The sequence below is a fragment of the Paenibacillus sp. Y660 genome, assembly GCF_057221575.1.
Genome location: NZ_JBXBBJ010000001.1, coordinates 477,021 through 492,371 on the forward strand (window position 1 = coordinate 477,021; position 15,351 = coordinate 492,371).

General features: G+C 48.9%; 18 protein-coding genes. 7 read left to right on the forward strand and 11 right to left on the reverse strand.

Annotated features, from left to right (window positions below):
- Positions 1 to 136: 136 nt before the first annotated feature.
- The 6 genes from AC2TDN_RS02170 to AC2TDN_RS02195 all read right to left on the reverse strand — a co-directional run bounded on the left by AC2TDN_RS02170 (position 137) and on the right by AC2TDN_RS02195 (position 6,214).
- The gene (locus AC2TDN_RS02170; protein WP_484686868.1) at positions 137 to 391 is read right to left on the reverse strand and encodes a transporter; all 255 of its coding nucleotides are present in this window, start codon (positions 389 to 391) and stop codon (positions 137 to 139) included.
- Positions 392 to 632: 241 nt separating this feature from the next.
- Positions 633 to 1,397 carry a VCBS repeat-containing protein gene (locus tag AC2TDN_RS02175; RefSeq protein ID WP_484686869.1) on the reverse strand — a complete coding sequence of 255 codons (765 nt, stop codon included), beginning with the start codon at positions 1,395 to 1,397 and terminating at the stop codon, positions 633 to 635.
- Between the two features lie 138 nt (positions 1,398 to 1,535).
- Complete coding sequence (locus AC2TDN_RS02180; RefSeq protein ID WP_484686870.1) at positions 1,536 to 2,204, reverse strand: metallophosphoesterase; 669 nt, start codon at positions 2,202 to 2,204, stop codon at positions 1,536 to 1,538.
- 9 nt (positions 2,205 to 2,213) lie between these two features.
- Positions 2,214 to 3,416 carry an ABC transporter ATP-binding protein gene (locus tag AC2TDN_RS02185; protein WP_484686871.1) on the reverse strand — a complete coding sequence of 401 codons (1,203 nt, stop codon included), beginning with the start codon at positions 3,414 to 3,416 and terminating at the stop codon, positions 2,214 to 2,216.
- A complete protein-coding gene (locus AC2TDN_RS02190) occupies positions 3,413 to 5,083 on the reverse strand; it encodes an ABC transporter permease (protein WP_484686872.1) in 1,671 nt (556 codons plus the stop codon). Before AC2TDN_RS02190 ends, AC2TDN_RS02185 begins: the two co-directional genes overlap by 4 nt.
- Positions 5,084 to 5,098: 15 nt before the next feature.
- Positions 5,099 to 6,214, reverse strand: coding sequence for an extracellular solute-binding protein (locus tag AC2TDN_RS02195; protein ID WP_484686873.1), 1,116 nt, complete (start codon positions 6,212 to 6,214; stop codon positions 5,099 to 5,101).
- A 171-nt stretch (positions 6,215 to 6,385) separates the two neighbouring features.
- On the opposite strand from AC2TDN_RS02195, the gene AC2TDN_RS02200 reads away from it, so the two are divergent.
- From AC2TDN_RS02200 to AC2TDN_RS02210, 3 genes are read left to right on the forward strand one after another with little or no spacing between them, the layout of a single operon-like run.
- Entirely contained in the window at positions 6,386 to 7,288 is a 903-nt protein-coding gene (locus tag AC2TDN_RS02200) for a LysR family transcriptional regulator (protein ID WP_484686874.1), read from the forward strand.
- A 26-nt stretch (positions 7,289 to 7,314) separates the two neighbouring features.
- Positions 7,315 to 8,166 carry an SDR family oxidoreductase gene (locus tag AC2TDN_RS02205; protein WP_484686875.1) on the forward strand — a complete coding sequence of 284 codons (852 nt, stop codon included), beginning with the start codon at positions 7,315 to 7,317 and terminating at the stop codon, positions 8,164 to 8,166.
- Positions 8,167 to 8,226: 60 nt separating this feature from the next.
- The gene (locus tag AC2TDN_RS02210; protein WP_484686876.1) at positions 8,227 to 8,814 is read left to right on the forward strand and encodes an NAD(P)H-dependent oxidoreductase; all 588 of its coding nucleotides are present in this window, start codon (positions 8,227 to 8,229) and stop codon (positions 8,812 to 8,814) included.
- A 405-nt stretch (positions 8,815 to 9,219) separates the two neighbouring features.
- On the opposite strand, the gene AC2TDN_RS02215 is transcribed toward AC2TDN_RS02210, so the two are convergent.
- The gene (locus AC2TDN_RS02215; RefSeq protein ID WP_484686877.1) at positions 9,220 to 9,570 is read right to left on the reverse strand and encodes a hypothetical protein; all 351 of its coding nucleotides are present in this window, start codon (positions 9,568 to 9,570) and stop codon (positions 9,220 to 9,222) included.
- Between the two features lie 172 nt (positions 9,571 to 9,742).
- Here AC2TDN_RS02215 and AC2TDN_RS02220 point away from each other — a divergent pair, with 172 nt between their 5' ends.
- The 4 genes from AC2TDN_RS02220 to AC2TDN_RS02235 all read left to right on the forward strand — a co-directional run bounded on the left by AC2TDN_RS02220 (position 9,743) and on the right by AC2TDN_RS02235 (position 12,270).
- Positions 9,743 to 10,000: a DUF7667 family protein gene (locus AC2TDN_RS02220; protein ID WP_482064925.1), complete on the forward strand. Its 258-nt coding sequence runs from the start codon at positions 9,743 to 9,745 to the stop codon at positions 9,998 to 10,000.
- 164 nt (positions 10,001 to 10,164) lie between these two features.
- Positions 10,165 to 10,584 (forward strand): VOC family protein, encoded by a 420-nt coding sequence (locus AC2TDN_RS02225; RefSeq protein WP_484686878.1) that lies wholly within the window; start codon positions 10,165 to 10,167, stop codon positions 10,582 to 10,584.
- Positions 10,585 to 10,730: 146 nt separating this feature from the next.
- Complete coding sequence (locus tag AC2TDN_RS02230; RefSeq protein WP_484686879.1) at positions 10,731 to 11,819, forward strand: hypothetical protein; 1,089 nt, start codon at positions 10,731 to 10,733, stop codon at positions 11,817 to 11,819.
- Positions 11,820 to 11,934: 115 nt separating this feature from the next.
- Positions 11,935 to 12,270, forward strand: a complete 336-nt coding sequence (locus AC2TDN_RS02235) for a low molecular weight protein tyrosine phosphatase family protein (protein WP_482065312.1) — start codon at positions 11,935 to 11,937, stop codon at positions 12,268 to 12,270.
- A 13-nt stretch (positions 12,271 to 12,283) separates the two neighbouring features.
- Here AC2TDN_RS02235 and AC2TDN_RS02240 read toward each other — a convergent pair whose 3' ends face one another.
- The 4 genes from AC2TDN_RS02240 to AC2TDN_RS02255 all read right to left on the reverse strand — a co-directional run bounded on the left by AC2TDN_RS02240 (position 12,284) and on the right by AC2TDN_RS02255 (position 15,220).
- The gene (locus tag AC2TDN_RS02240) at positions 12,284 to 12,583 is read right to left on the reverse strand and encodes a hypothetical protein (protein ID WP_484686880.1); all 300 of its coding nucleotides are present in this window, start codon (positions 12,581 to 12,583) and stop codon (positions 12,284 to 12,286) included.
- A gap of 37 nt (positions 12,584 to 12,620) precedes the next feature.
- The gene (locus AC2TDN_RS02245) at positions 12,621 to 13,367 is read right to left on the reverse strand and encodes an MBL fold metallo-hydrolase (protein ID WP_484686881.1); all 747 of its coding nucleotides are present in this window, start codon (positions 13,365 to 13,367) and stop codon (positions 12,621 to 12,623) included.
- Between the two features lie 147 nt (positions 13,368 to 13,514).
- Positions 13,515 to 14,552: a sensor histidine kinase gene (locus AC2TDN_RS02250; protein ID WP_484686882.1), complete on the reverse strand. Its 1,038-nt coding sequence runs from the start codon at positions 14,550 to 14,552 to the stop codon at positions 13,515 to 13,517.
- Positions 14,549 to 15,220 (reverse strand): response regulator, encoded by a 672-nt coding sequence (locus AC2TDN_RS02255; protein ID WP_484686883.1) that lies wholly within the window; start codon positions 15,218 to 15,220, stop codon positions 14,549 to 14,551. Before AC2TDN_RS02255 ends, AC2TDN_RS02250 begins: the two co-directional genes overlap by 4 nt.
- Positions 15,221 to 15,351 lie beyond the last annotated feature (131 nt).

Genomic DNA, 15,351 nt, shown 5'->3' on the forward strand with positions numbered 1-15,351 from the left:
GAATAGAAAAAAAGCGGTACAGGAATAGCCCCTGTACCGCTTTTTCATTTCTTCCAACATTAAATTCAAAACGAGCTATCTTCCCAACAAGCATACTACTTTTGGACGGCAACTTTTTTTGATAAATCCATATTATTTAGAAGCAGGTAAACGAGCTGATTCGCCTCAAATCGATTCCTGTATAGCCCCAAGATCTTCCGAACCAGCGAAACCCTGCAACGGAAGTACGCCCTACAAAGATAGGGAAAAACCAAAAATTTTGCCCATTATTTAGCCAAACATAAGTGTTGCGAAATAGACAGCCGGAAATGGCGCCAGGGTCAACGGCAAAAAGCGAAGCAGATGGCTGCTGCGGCGTGAACTGTGGGGGCGGGGCTGTTGGTCCCATCATACCGGGACCTCCTTGCGGTCCTTGTGGTCCTTGCGGTCCCTGAGGCCCTTGTGGTCCAAACGGTCCAAACGGTCCTATCGGCCCTAGCGGTCCAAAAGGTCCAGACGAACCTGGTGGACCTGGAGGGGGCATAAATGCCATGCAATATCACTCCTTAAGTTGTAGGCTAAAGCATATTATGCAGAAGCAAATGGCGAGGACTGGGCTATTCATTAATAAAATTTGCTTAAGTGGAAGGCGGCTAGAAATGAGAAATTAATTTGGCGCCAAGGATGGCAACGGATAATCTTGCGGAAATAAACTGGCTCCTGTCCCATGTAAGCAGATTTTCAACGTAGCCTAGCGTATCTGCGTTCGTGGTGCCGATGATGCGCTGAAGAGCGAGTAAATCATAAGATGATCGGTTCTCAGCAGTCACAATCGGGTTTAAAGCCGCCAAAGCAAGCACCTCGCCCTGCAGCGGCTTCTTTAGCTTTCCGTCCTCCTTGTAGTAGGCAGACAAATAGGAGCAGCCTTTGCCGCTTATGTCAATCGTAAACAGCACATCGAGCTGAGGGCTTGATACGGTTACTTTGTACATGTCTTCATATTGGACACGGAAATTGTATTGTTGATTATAGCTTTCTGAATCAAATAACATGCGAAGTTCGTTATGAGCAAAGGAGTAGATATAGAAGGTGCCATATCCGCCGCTTCCCCCAGAGTCGATGCTCACTAGCATATCGGGTATTTTGTTCTGATCAAAATCACCTAAAAACAATGCGGCATTGTAGCCTGCATTGTTCTGCATAGGAACGACTGTACGCTTCTGGGAATAGCCATCCAGTATGACAAGCGTAATCTGATCAGCGAATATGCCGGATGGTCCATCTGGTTTATGCCCGAATAAATAAACATGATCGGGTATGCCGTCCCCGTTCACATCGCCTTGCTTCATGTCCAGCAACTCATTGTCTCTAGGAAAGTGAATCGGCTCAAATCTATGTGTATGGAAAGACGAGTACATAACCATTCCTCCAAGCGTGAATTAACTATGCTCCTGTCTATACCTATGCAGGCATGCTCGATTTTGATTGTACGGATGCCTATCTGCTATATGAAAAAAAGCGCAAGCCTCGTAAATAAAATTCGGGCAGCGCTTTTTTTATGAGGAGGAAGTGAGCGGGTCGATTCTAAAATCGCTGCCGCGGCTTTCAGGCGAGGTTGAGCATGAATAGCTTAACTTGCTGTTGACATCAAGCAGCGTTAAACGGTACCCATGCTTGGCTCCAGTATCGATGGCGAATCGGCGGTCACCATGCCATGGGGTTCCGGGGGAGCCCAGCTTAAAGGTCGGCGTATGGCCAAAAATAATGGTGTATGGCTGTGCCTCGTCCTGCTCGGATAACGAAGTATAGATAAATTCGTCGCGAATTTCAGTAAGATCCGCCGGTTTTTGCCGATGCAGCGGTACGCCTGGACGTATGCCGGCATGAACGAAAAGGTAGGGGCCTTGAATGAAATATAAAGGAAGGTTGCGCAGCCATTCCTTCGTGCCTGCGCTAAGCTTTTTGCTAGACTTTGTAGAAGCGAGCAGGCGAAGCTCTTGATTTCCGAGCAAGGCTGCTGCGCCTTCGGCTACAAGCTGGCGAACCGTATCGAGCGTGCTCCAAGTAGCGGGATTATCGGCATCGATATAGTCGCCAAGCAGAATAAGCCGATCCTTAAGCGGGTTATAGTCTGCCTCTTGCAACAAAGACAACAGCTCTTTTTTATAGCCGTGAATATCTGCGACAGCCAGCAGTCGCGAGTTTGTTCTAGTTGGGTTATGCAAAAGAATCGACTACCTTTCTTCCTCATTCGGGTAAATGAAAGCAGAACGTGTGGCAAGCTTAATCGTTACATATTCGCCAGCCTCCAATGGAATCGCAAGCACCAAATACAGCTTTTGACCGCAGCTCGTTTGTGCGACCGTACGCCAGCGGTTTCCCTCGAAAGTACAGTGAAGCACATGAAGCAAAAGCGTATTTTCAGCGTGCTCCTGCGGTACAGCTAGTGATAGAACGGCTGCTGGATCTGCTTCGCCATGGCGCTCCAGCACCTCGGTCTCCTCGGGACGAAACATGAGGATCGCTTGCGAGTGGTCAGGCAGGTTATGCTGCTCTGGTGCGAGCAAGCCGTGAATAAGCGTCGAGCCGATTCGAACAGCGGTACCGCTCATCCCGTTTACGACTTCGCCGCGCAAGCCGTTGATCGCCCCTAGCAAGGAAGCTGCCCAGCGGCTGGCAGGACGCGTAAAGCATTGCTGCGGCGTGCCGATCTGATCGATTTGTCCATTGCGCAAAATGAGCAGCCGATCAGCCATCGCGAAGGCTTCCTCCGGGTCATGCGTAACATGGAAAACGCTCATGCCTAACTGGCGGAATAAATACGCCATCTCGCTACGCATTTCTACGCGCAGACGCATATCGAGATTGGAGAGCGGCTCATCAAGCAGCATCAGCTTTGGCCTTGTTGCCAGTGCCCTCGCAATGGCGACTCGCTGCTGCTGGCCGCCGGAGAGCTGGGGCGGAAGCCTATGCTCAAGCCCTTCGAGATGGAGCATCGTCAGCAGCTCTTGGACACGCTGCTGGATGTCCGCCCGTGCCATCTTGCTTCTGCGCAGCCCATAAGCGATGTTATCGAGAACATTCATATGCGGCCACAGCGCATAGTCTTGAAAAACCATATTAACCCCGCGTTTCTCAGGGGGCATCATGACAGACGACGAGGCGATAACCTCATCGCCCAGCGTAAGCTGGCCGCTGTCTGGCTTCGACAAGCCGGCAACAAGCTGGAGCAGCGTCGATTTGCCGCAGCCAGACGGCCCAAGCACGCTAATGATCTCACCTTCGCGCATGTCGAAGGAAATTCCTTTGAGCGCTTGGAAAGCGCCATAGCTTTTGGTCAGGTTATCCGCTGTTAGCAGCGGCCTCGCAGCTTCCGGAACTGCAAGCTTAATCTCGTCAGAGAGAGAATGGTTTTGCTTCATAGCAGTCGATGTCATGCTTTGGCCTCCTTGCGGCGGAGCAATAGCTCAATCGCCAAAATGATGAGTATAACGATGGCCGATCCAAGTACGGTAGCTGCTGACGCATAACCGAAATCCAAATCCTCAAACGCTTTGTTGATCGTAACGGGCAGCGTGAGGAAGTTCGGCGGGAACAGGATTGAATTGACCGCGAGGTCAAAGACGCTGGAGCCAAACGCCGCAAGGCCTGCAGAGAGCAGCGCGCCGCGAATGAGCGGAACAAGTATGAATCGGACCCGTCCTGCGAGCGTATCGCCTTGCAGTTGAGCTGCTGTAAGCAAGCTTAGCGGCACCTTCGCTATTGCGCCTACCATCAATCTTGTAATGACAGGGATGGCGCCGGCAATGGCGGCAAGCACAAGAATCCATGGCGTGCCGTAAAGGAGCAGACCGATCGCTTCGAGCCATTTTTGATTCCATACAAAAATATAGCCAATGCCAAGCACGACGCCGGGTACGGCAAGCGTGACGATCGAGAATACCTCAATCGTACGTTTGAACTTGAACTGCGAATAGGTTAGCACATAAGCGACGCATAGCCCGAATATTAAACCAAGCATGGCAGCGATGCCGGCGATCATTAAGGAATGGGACAAACCTTTCAGCAGCGTGCTTGAGCTATGAAATAAAACGCGGTAATGCTCGAAGGTGAGATTGCTTAGCTTCAAGCCGCCTGACTGGGTTTTGAATACGGACATGAGTACGTTCGCGCCTATCGGAATGCCGATGATTACGGCAAGAAATAACAAATTCAGTGTCGTAAGGAGCACGGCAAGCTTGCCTGCCGGTTTCGGTACGGAGTGTTCTGCACGCGCCGATAAGAAATCAAAGCGAGAGCGGCGCATCGCGTAAAATTGAACTAACATCGCAATGCCAATCAGCAAAACGAGATAAAACGAAAGGACGCCTGCCATATCGAACCGAATTGGCGAAGTATAAATAGCTGAATAGATAGAGTAGGGCAGCGTTGGAAAACGATAAACGGCGGCAATCGATGCGGGAAGCCCAAAATCGCCGATGGTGTCCATAAAAACAAGTGCTGCTCCAGCCCAGACGGCTGGCATAAGCAGAGGTGCCTCGATCGTCCGCCATACGGTAAAAGCCGAAGCGCCGGATAGACGAGCAGCGTGGGACAGCTGATCAACCTTCCACTCCATTGCCGCATGAACGCTTAAATAAGCGAACGGAAATTTGCTTAATGTCATAATAAAAATAAGTCCGGCTGGCTGGAAAACAGCGCTCGTGACCCAGTGCCAGCCAAGCAGGCTCACGGCAATGCCGCCGCCGGCTGCAAACAGCACCCAGCCCTGCGCCAAAATAAAGGAAGGCGTAATAATAAGCAGCCAAACCGATGCGTCTAACAGCTTTGCCGTCGGAAATGACCATCTTGCACGAATCGTTGCCAGTACGCCGCCAAGCAGCGTAGCGAGCACGGTTGTCCCTAGTCCAAGCACGACGGAATTTTCGAGTGATTTTTGCCATAGGGGACGCTTGAATATTTCGAGCAGCAGCGCAAGATCCCCAAGTTGCCAATTGCCGAAGAAAACCCCGGGCAGCAGTACTTGAATAATGACTGCCGCCAAGGGATATAAGACGAGGATGAATAGGATGATGCTGACGAACCACCCCAATCGATCCTTCATAAAGGTTTGCATCGGTTACTTAACGGATTGGTCGGCGAACCATTGCTTAATGGCCGCTTCATTCTCGGATGCCCATGAAGCGTCGGCTGCAACGAGCTTCGCATCGGCTGCACGACCTTGCTTAGCATTTACGCCATTAACGGAAGGCTGGAAAAAACTTTCGTCGCCTTTGTCAATTAGCGCTTGCTGTGTTTTTGGATCGAGCAAAAATTCGATAAATGCTTTTGCCGCATTCGGATTTTTCGTATTTTTCTGAATCGCTGCTACCCGGACCGAAGCAGGCGCTCCTTCAGCAGGCCAGATGATTTCAATTGGCTCATTGTCGTTTTTCATGGCGTATGCATTGCTCTCTTGCAGCGCAGCTATGGAGATTTCGCCAGCGGCTAGCGCTTTGACGACATTCGGGTTTTTTGGATAGACGCGAAGGCCGTTGCTCATCAGCGAGCCAAAGAACTTCTGTCCGCCATCAATTGTTTTTTCGTTAAAGAACCAAGAAACAAACGGATAAGCAGGAGCCGCAATCGCTGGATCAGCCATGCCGATCAAGTTTTTGTATTTCGCATTGGAGAAGTCCTCCCATGATTGTGGAGCATCCTCTGCTTTCACTTTATCCTTGTTGTATACGATAACGCCTGCAGCATGCGCGCCAGTCGGTACATACCACTTTTTCTCAGGCACAAAAGGTTTGGCAAAATCGGTTAAATTAGCGAGATTGTCCGGAGCCCAGTCTTCAAGCAGCTGTCCGCTTGCACCTAATCCATAAATGGAAGGCATAGCATCGAGCCAGATGACATCCCAGTGCGGATTGCCTTTCTCTGCTTCAACGCGTGACATTATTTCGGCTCCGTTGCCTGCAACGACCTCAAGCTTGTAACCAGTCGCTTCCTCGAACATTGGGGCAATAATGCTGTCAAAATCATTTAAGTAAACGGTAAGCGTTCCTTCATCCTTCGTTGCTGCTTGCTCTGTCGCTTGCGCTGCCTCAGTAGGCGCCGTCGTTTCTGTATTTCCGGCATTTGCAGCTGTATCGTTATTCGTGCTGCCTGCATTTCCGCTGCCGCAAGCAGCGGTCAGTGTCATCAACCCGGCCAGCAAAATGGTTCCAAGCCAGCGTTTCCCATTCGTTTTCATCGTTTCGTTTTCCCTCCACTATCTGTTTTGCTTACCTCCTAACTTTAGCAATGGTTTGTCAGATGATTGTTAACAGATTGTCGAGATATTATTAAATGTAATCGATAGATATTGATATAAATATAGATTTAATCTATATTAATAGGCAAAAAGCGTGGGAGGATGAACGAGATGAACGTGCAGCAGCTGCATATATTTATGGAGGTATGCGGCGGGCGGACACTCGCGGAAGCCGCGGAAAAGCTGGGGCTTAAACAGCCGACGATCAGCTTTCATCTCAAAAGGCTGGAGGAGGAGCTCGGCGTGGAGCTGTTTCGCAAGCACTCGCGCAGCCTGCAGCCAAGCGATGCGGCGGTTGAGCTGCTGCCCTATGCGAAACGTATCGTTTTTCTGATGGAAGAGGCTAGACTCGCCATGCTGGAGCGGCGCGAGCAGGGCGAAGGGCGTCTTAGGCTCGGTGCAAGCTACACGCCGGCAACCTACGTGATGCCTCCGCATTTTGCCGCTTATCGCAGATTGTACCCGAGAGTGAGCCTGATGCTGACCGTGAAGCAAGCGGCTTCCGTGCTAGCGATGCTGCGCAGCTATGAGATCGATATAGGCATCGTTTCGCTTGGAGAATCGCCGCAGGAAGGGCTTATCGTACAGCCGCTAATTGCCGATGAGCTGAAGCTGCTGCTGGCGCCGGAGCATCCGTTAGCCGGAATAGCACAGATAGAAGTGGAGCAGCTAAGGCAAGAAACTTTTTTGCTGCATGAGATAGGTTCAACCTCACGAACGCTTTCCGACGAGTGGGCACGCGGTGCCGGATTGAAATGGGGAAGCGTCATGGAGCTTGGCGCGATCGAGACGATCAAAGAGGCGCTCAAATGCAACATGGGAGTCGGCATTTTGCCTCGCCGAAGCGTCATCCGTGAAATCGACGCTGGCGAGCTGGTTATGCGCGACCTGCCCCAATATGTAAACAGCAGGCATATTTGTCTGGCTTACCGCAATGAGGATCAGCTATCACCGCATGTCAGATCGTTTATTGAATTTGTGCGGCATACATTTCAGGTACATGATAAGCTGTAAATAACAAAAATGCGGAGGTGGCTAAGATGGGAGATATGTCGGGTAAAGTTGTACTGGTTACCGGCGCTAATTCAGGCATGGGGCTAGCGACAACGGTAGAGCTTGCGAAGCAGGGCGCGCATGTGGTGATGGTTTGCCGCAGCAGGGAGCGCGGTGAGCATGCACTGGAGCAGGCGCGTTCACAGAGCGACAGCAAGGAGCTGGTTCTGATGACCTGTGATTTGGGCTCGCTAGCGAGTATTCGCAGCTTCACATCGGCTTTTAAGCAAAAGTATAATCGGCTGGATGTGCTGATTAACAACGCGGGCGTCGCCTCCTTGAAGCGGGAGCTGACGTCGGACGGATTTGAGTCGCAAATCGGCATTAACCATTTGGGTCATTTTTTGCTGACAAACGAACTTCTTGATCTTATTAAGGCTGCCCCGCAAGGACGAATTGTCAATCTATCCTCTGATGCGCATAAGGCTGGAAGGATCCATTTTGACGATCCCAATCTTACGAAGGGCTACAATGTTGTCAAAGGTTACGCACAGTCCAAGCTGGCTAATATTTTGTTTACGAAGGAGCTGGCAAGTCGTCTAGCGGGTACGAGAGTAACGGTAAACAGCGTCCATCCGGGCGCGGTGGCAACCAATATTGGCGTGGATCGGAAGACAGGCTTCGGCAAAACGGTGCACAAGCTGCTAAGGCCATTTTTCCGTACGCCGCTTGAAGGGGCCAAGACTGCTATTTATTTGGCTTCAAGCGACGAGGCTGAAGGCCAAACCGGACAATACTATATCGACAGCAAGATCGTAAAGACGGTGAGCAAGGCCAACAATGCCGAGCTTGCAGCTAGACTATGGGCATGGAGCGTGCAGCAGGTCGGGCTTACATAATACGGGGCAATTAGGCTACACTAAGGCAGATTTCTATATCTGCGGAGGTGAAGCCTGTTCATGAAGCACTTAATCGTCTATTGTCATCCTAATCCGGACAGCTTCAACAATGCGATTGTTGATGCGTTTATCGGATCGTTGAAGGCGAAAGGCCACGAGGTTGTTGTCAGAGACTTGTATGCGATGGCATTTGATCCAGTGCTTAAGGCCGCCGATTTTGAAGCGATGCGTGAGGGCAATACGCCAACGGACATTAAGACGGAGCAGGAGCATGTGAAATGGGCGGATGCGTTCACGATGATCTATCCGATTTGGTGGACGGGCTTGCCCGCTCTCATTAAAGGCTATGTCGATCGCGTATTCTCATATGGCTTCGCCTATGCATATGGGGAGGACGGAAATATTAGAAAGCTGCTGGCTGGCAAGAAGGGGCTTATTATTAACACGCATGGGACCCCTGCGGAAATTTACAGCAAGACCGGCATGTATGAAGGTCTCACCATCACTTCAGATACGGGAATTTATGAATTTTGCGGCATCGAGCCGGTCGGTCATCTATTCTTTGGCAGCGTGCCGCAAATTGATGATGCCGCCCGTCAAGAAATGCTCCAGGAAGTGAAAGGCAAGGCGGTTACCTTGTTTGAATAAACGTTGGGTGAGAGCCGGTCGCTTAATGCGAGCGGTTTTTTAGTGTCTTGCAGGGGGGGGTGGAGGGGAGGGGCATTTCTCCTGGAAGTAGTTAATAACGAATAGCAAATTGCAAATGCAACCAGCAAATGCTAACAGCTATTTGCATTTGCGGGTATCTTCAGCTGTGAGGAGTAGGGAAGCGTAATCGATATGCTCCACCACAATTAACGGTAGCTTTGCTTTTACCACTAAATTGTAATTTATGTGTGCTGGGAGGCTGCTTAATCTAACCTGGCGCAGAACAAAGAAGCTGCCGAGTGCAGCCGTATCACTATTTCGACGTTAAATCCAACCAAGCACAACACAAGAGGCAGTCGCAATAGGCATAGCGCCTTCTGTGACAGCCTCTTCTTCATTGACGCTTCAGCGCTCATAGCCGGGATAATTATAATCAGGATCCTGCAGCTTTGGCAAAATATTCATCTGACGAATATGGTCCCTCGTCTCTTTCGTGCCTATCGCATAAACGGTGTCATAAACCTTGATGATGTCCTCATTGAATTTGTCCGTCGCTTCATCATGGTCAGCAGATTTATAGGGGATAGGCGCACGAAATTGTGTTTTCTCGTCATCCCTCTGAATTTGGTCCAGCAGCAGCTGCAGCTCATCGATCTCCTTCTGCGTCGCGGTGACCGTTAGCTGGTCATTGATGGAAGGCTCAGACTCGACCCGCTTGCCGGAGATGGACACGTAATAGGTTTTCTTGTCCGTCATGCCGCTCACTCCCTTCGTTTATAAGTTATAAAACAAATGTGAGAGAGATGAAACAATAGTTGGCAGGTGTAGGTAGGTGATGGTAGGCAATCTGCTCCAAACAAGACTAATTTCCAATAAATAGGGCAATACTAATAAGGATTGTACTTATAGACCGATTGGAATGATCGCTATGATGAATATTCACTGGCGACTTGCAGAACTGTGGCTGCTGCAGCAGAGCCGGAAGCTGACGGAGCAGGAATGCTCAGAAATGAATGCATGCCTGAAGCTGAATGCCAAATATGCGCAAAGGCTGGCCGAACAATATAACCTTGGGTTAATGGCGAGCATGACAAATGATTGGGATTGGCTGCATGAGATATCTGCCGAAATCGATAAGCTGGAGCGGATGTATGAAAGCGGCCGGCCTTCTTTTTTTGAAAAATAAGAATAGATTCTGTTGCTTCAAAGGCGTGTTTCTGCCGTGTCAAAGGTTTACATAAATATAGCAATCGAGAAGAAATGCTTGCAGCATTTACATGCTAGAATTGAGCTGTAAAGACGAACCAAAAGGTTTATAGGCATGACATTCTAATGACGAGGTGATAGGTAATGGGATTTAAGTCAGCTAATATTTTTGTGAATTTACCGGTTAAAGATTTGAATAAATCGGTCGATTTTTTTACGAAGCTAGGATTTGAGTTTAACGCCCAATTTACGGATGAGAATGCAACATGTATGGTAATCGGCGAAAATATTTTTGCGATGCTGCTGGTTGAAGACTACTTCAAATCGTTTATCTTAAAAGACATTGCCGATACATCAACGACATCGGAAGTCATTTTAGCCATATCTGCTGAAAATAAAGAGCAAGTGATTGAGTTTGTCAATCAAGCGCACGCTGCCGGCGCTACGCATTCCAAAGATGCTATTGACCATGGTTTCATGTATCAATGGGGCTTCCAGGATCTTGACGGGCACCTTTGGGAGATTTTCTATATGGACCCGAATGCAGTTCAACCAACTGAGTAATCAAGGAGAGCGAAAGAGAGGCTGTGCGTAATTGCGCAGCCTCTTTTTTGCTTGCTCGATAAGCCGTATTCAAAGCTAGTAATTTATTTTATCCATTTGGTATAATTGGGATAAAATGACTGAGCTATAGGAAGAGGGAGTGGCGCATGGACAAGCAGCAAAGGATCGATTTTATTCTAGAAGAGTACGGATTTGCAAAGGATGGTCTTGGAGCGCAGCTTGATGCCATACTTCTTCGTTTATTTGCGCATAAGGGCGAGCTGACGGCTGAGGCTTTGCAAGGCTGGAGCGACAACGACCTTACGCTGCTGTACAACACAGCATCCGGGGTCAGGCTGACACGGGAGCATGTGCCGAATATGATTAGCGAGTATGCGAAAATGGACACGGGAAAGCTGTCCTCAAAGGTGTCGTTTGGTCAGATCCATCATGAAGAAGAAATCGACGTTAAGCCGCGCGTCCATCGCCAGTACGGGAAATACGAGCTGCCTCCTACGATTCAGCGCCTATATGAGCTGGAGGAAGAGCTTGGAAGCGCGATGGATCTGGAGATCGGACTGATTATGCAGAAGTACGATATGCGTTACCCGTGCACACCGCCTGACTTCATTCCTTTCGCCAGTTCCGGCGTAGACGGCATTCACTACTGCTTCGTTACTGATTTTGGTACCGTTTCAGACCTGGAGGATGCCTATATAGCTGTCGTATCGCCGATGGATTTTAGTTCGGAAATTTGGGTTGTAGCGCGCAGCATAAAGGACTTCCTTCGTATCTTATGTACCGATAAAAGCGTTTTATTTAACAGCATAGCGCCATTTGATGCTAACAAAGCTGGGCAAGCGGGCGGGGAGGAGCTGAGGCCGGCACTGCAGAGGCTGAAGGAGATATTTAATCTGACCAATATCCCCGATTTGGCTGGATATATCGAAAGCTTACGCAAGGATAGGGATCAGCTTATTTGTGTGCAAACGCTTGATACGATCGGAATCGTACCGCTGACAGGTCGGACAGATCAGTCAGCAGCGAAGCCGCTGTCCATCAATTGGGACGATGAGCAGGAGATAAGAGCTCTGCTTGAAGCAGCGAGCCCGGAGACGAAGCTGGCATTCATTCGCGACGCGCAGCACGAGAATCGGATATATGATGATACAAGGATGCTTAGGCGCTGCAATACCATTTTATCCGAGCTGGAGCTTTACCATGAGCTGCAAAATTTGCTTGAATGCGCCGATTAACGCAACAATGAAAAGCTGTCACATCGGTCAGCAAAGACCTGATGGAACAGCTTTTTTCACCAAACAAAGTTTAAATTACTTCATTCATTAGAGCGAAAATAGGAGAGTGGGTCCAATAAGGCTATTATTTATTTGCAGCAGAAACAAGTGGAGGAGCTTGACGGCCGAGACGATTTTTCAAGGTGTGGATGGGCATGCAGTTAGGTCGGCGGGTACAGAAGAAAATGCTCGCATTAAAGTAACGGAAGGGCATATTGGCTGGGCTGAACTGATTTTTGCCATGGAAAAGAAGCATGTGCGAAGGCTGCAGGAGAAATTTAGCAGTGCCCTTGCCGGTAAAAAGGTCATCTGCCTCCATATACCGGATGAATTTGAATATATGAATGAAGACTTGATCGGCTTGCTTCAGTCCAGCGTAGCAGATTATATCAGTGTACATGAGCAAGGGTAAGTGTACGCGATAATTAATGGATCTGTTCGTTCAAGAGCAGCAGTTGGTAAAAATAATGAGCGCCCCGCAACTGGCTTCTATTGATCTGATCTAGCAATTGCAGCGATTCACGCGCAATTCTGATCGCATTTTCCACATTGTTAACGTCAACCTCCTTGATGACCTGCTGAATGATCTCAAGCGACCAAAGGGGGTGTATCAGCGTATTGCGGCAAATTAGCAGGAGTTTTTCCGTTTCATTTAACGGGACAACCTTTGCTGATGGAGACAGGACATGCATCGAACTGAATGGGCACGCAAAATGGGCATACATAGCTCTGCTGATTCCAACCCTCTGCTCGTCAATGGTTCTACCTCGCCAGCTCCAAAATCCGTTCATTCACGTGATCGGAGTACAAGCCGCCGTGGTGGCAAATGACGGTTTCGATATCAAATTGCGTGAATTGGCGGAGCGATTGCAGCGCCAATTCGTAATCGTGACAGTAGCTCGGAATTGGCCCGAGCAGCTGATCATTTTCGACGACTAACGCGTCGGCAGCAATCAACGTTTTGCTAGCTTTATGGTAGAGGCTGATATGGCCGGGCGTATGTCCTGGCGTACCAATAACGGTAATCCCGCCGCAATAAGGCAGCTCCTGTCCATAAGCGATAAAAGCATCAACTCGCGCGCGAGGCGGATTCTCCAGCGTCTTGCGGAAGGAGGCTCGCCATTCTTCCGATACTTCAGCAGGCAAAGCTTTCATCGCACTCTCGATGGATTCGGGTGTCAATTTGATCAGACGTTTTTCCCCTTGGATATAAGGCGCTTCGATTTCTGTTGCGAGCACTTCTGCCTGATGCGGCAGCGCCTCCAAAATGGCCGGCAAACTGCCCATATGGTCGATATCCTGATGGGTTATGATGATTTTTCTAAGCTTGTCAAAGGAAATGCCGGCTCGCTCTATTTGCTCCTTTACTAACGGAAACTGACCCGGATAGCCTGTATCCACTAGGATCGCCGTGTCGTTATCCCAGATCAATGTAGGATAAACCGTTACCATTTGACCCCTCATCACCGCTGAGATCGACAGCATGTTAATTCCGTTTGCAATGTTCATCTTAACCCTCCGCTACTATATTGACGTTTATGGCACAACGGTAATACCGATTTCAAACTTCATATTATCAGCCGTCAAAGGACATGTAAATATAAAAATATTATATTATATCATAAAAATAATTATTTGTCAACAGTCAATTATTTATCATTTGCGGCTGTACCACTCCCCGTAATTTCTTATTTTCGGAAAATGAATAATCACCCTCGTCATGCGTCCTTCCTCGGACTGAATGGATAAATCATGTCCTAGCTTAAGCGCCAGCTGTTTAGCCAAATATAATCCCATTCCTGTGGACTTTGATTGACTTCTGCCGTTGGTGCCCGTAAAACCTTTCTCGAATACGCGCGTCAAATCCTCAGGAGCGATGCCGATGCCTGTGTCTGCAATAAGCATGCGCTGTTCCTTGCTGTCCGCTTCAAAGCTGACCGTCAACTGCCCGCCTTCATGCGTGTACTTTAAACTATTGGCTGTAATCTGATCGATAATGAACGCCAGCCATTTGCTGTCGCTTTGGACGAAGCAGTCGGTGTCTTCCATCACGAAGCGGATTCGTTTGTTAATAAACAGCTTCGCGTATTTTTTGACGCTGCTCTTCATCATCTGTGCAAGCCGGATCTCGGTTATAAAATAGTCGCGCGAGAACGAGTCGATGCGCGAATAATAGAGCGCCTGCTCGACATAGCTATCAATTTTGCCCAGTTCATCCTCAAACTTGTCGATGAGATAATCGACACTCTTGTCCTCGCTGTTGTTAATGAGCATGCGGCTGGCAGCAATCGGAAGCTTCACCTCATGAATCCATGACATAATGAAGTCCTGATGATCCCGCTTCTCGTTCACCAGCTGCTGAAGCTGCTCGGCATGCTCGCGCTGCATCTTACTGATATGCTGCATGTACAGCGCTTGCTCCGCGGTCTGGGGTGCCGGAAGGGCAGCAATCATGGCATCGCCTCCTTGCTCGATGACTGCGGTCAGCTCGCGGTAAAACTTTTTCCGATAAAAGTAGCCGATTCCGATATACAGTGCAGCGAGTATAAGGCACACAGCGTTAACATAAACGACATTGCTGACGGAGGCGCTTGCCGAGTCGCTCACAAATAAGATGACTGAAACGAACAGCATGATCGCGCCATAAAGCAGATAGAAAAAACGTTTGTCCTTCATATAGTGTGCTAAGCTCATAGGATGATATACCCTTGTCCTTTCTTAGTCGTAATGAAGCTTGCTTTGCCAAGCTCCGCGAGCTTCTTGCGCAGGCGTGTGATGTTGACGGTTAGCGTATTGTCATCTACGAAGCTCTCATCCTCCCACAAGCTGCGCATCATTTTCGTTCGAGTCACAATCGAGCCCTTATGCTTCATGAGCATATGCAAAATAATAAACTCTGTTTTCGTAAGCTCCGCTTTAAGCTCGCCGCATCTTACATCGCCATCCTTCAGGCTTAGGACGATGCCGTCATGCTCGACAACACTTGCGCTCACCTCGACGTAGGAATAGGTTCTGCGGAGCAGCGCATTAATTTTTGCAAGCAATACATCCGTAAAGAAAGGCTTCTGAACAAAGTCATCCCCGCCCATATTCATCGCCATAATCATATCGAGAGGCGTATCGCGGGAAGATAGAAATATAATCGGCACGTTGGAAACCTCTCTTATTTGATGGCACCAATGAAAGCCGTCAAAGGAGGGCAAATTGATGTCCATAAGTACGAGATGCGGGTTTTGATTCAAAAAAAGCTGCAGAATATGTTCAAAATTATCAGCGATAACCGCTTCGAAGCCCCATTTGCCAAGCGTTTCACCAAGCATCTGAGCAATCGTGCGATCATCCTCCACAATCATTATTTTCATAGCGGACTCCTCCAATTAAGCCGTTAACGGCCTCGTCTCTATACTACGAAACGTTGCTTGCCGCCGTAAACCTATTTCATCAATCCTGACAAAATTGTAAGGTTGGAGGCCGAGTTGTAAGACCAAATGAA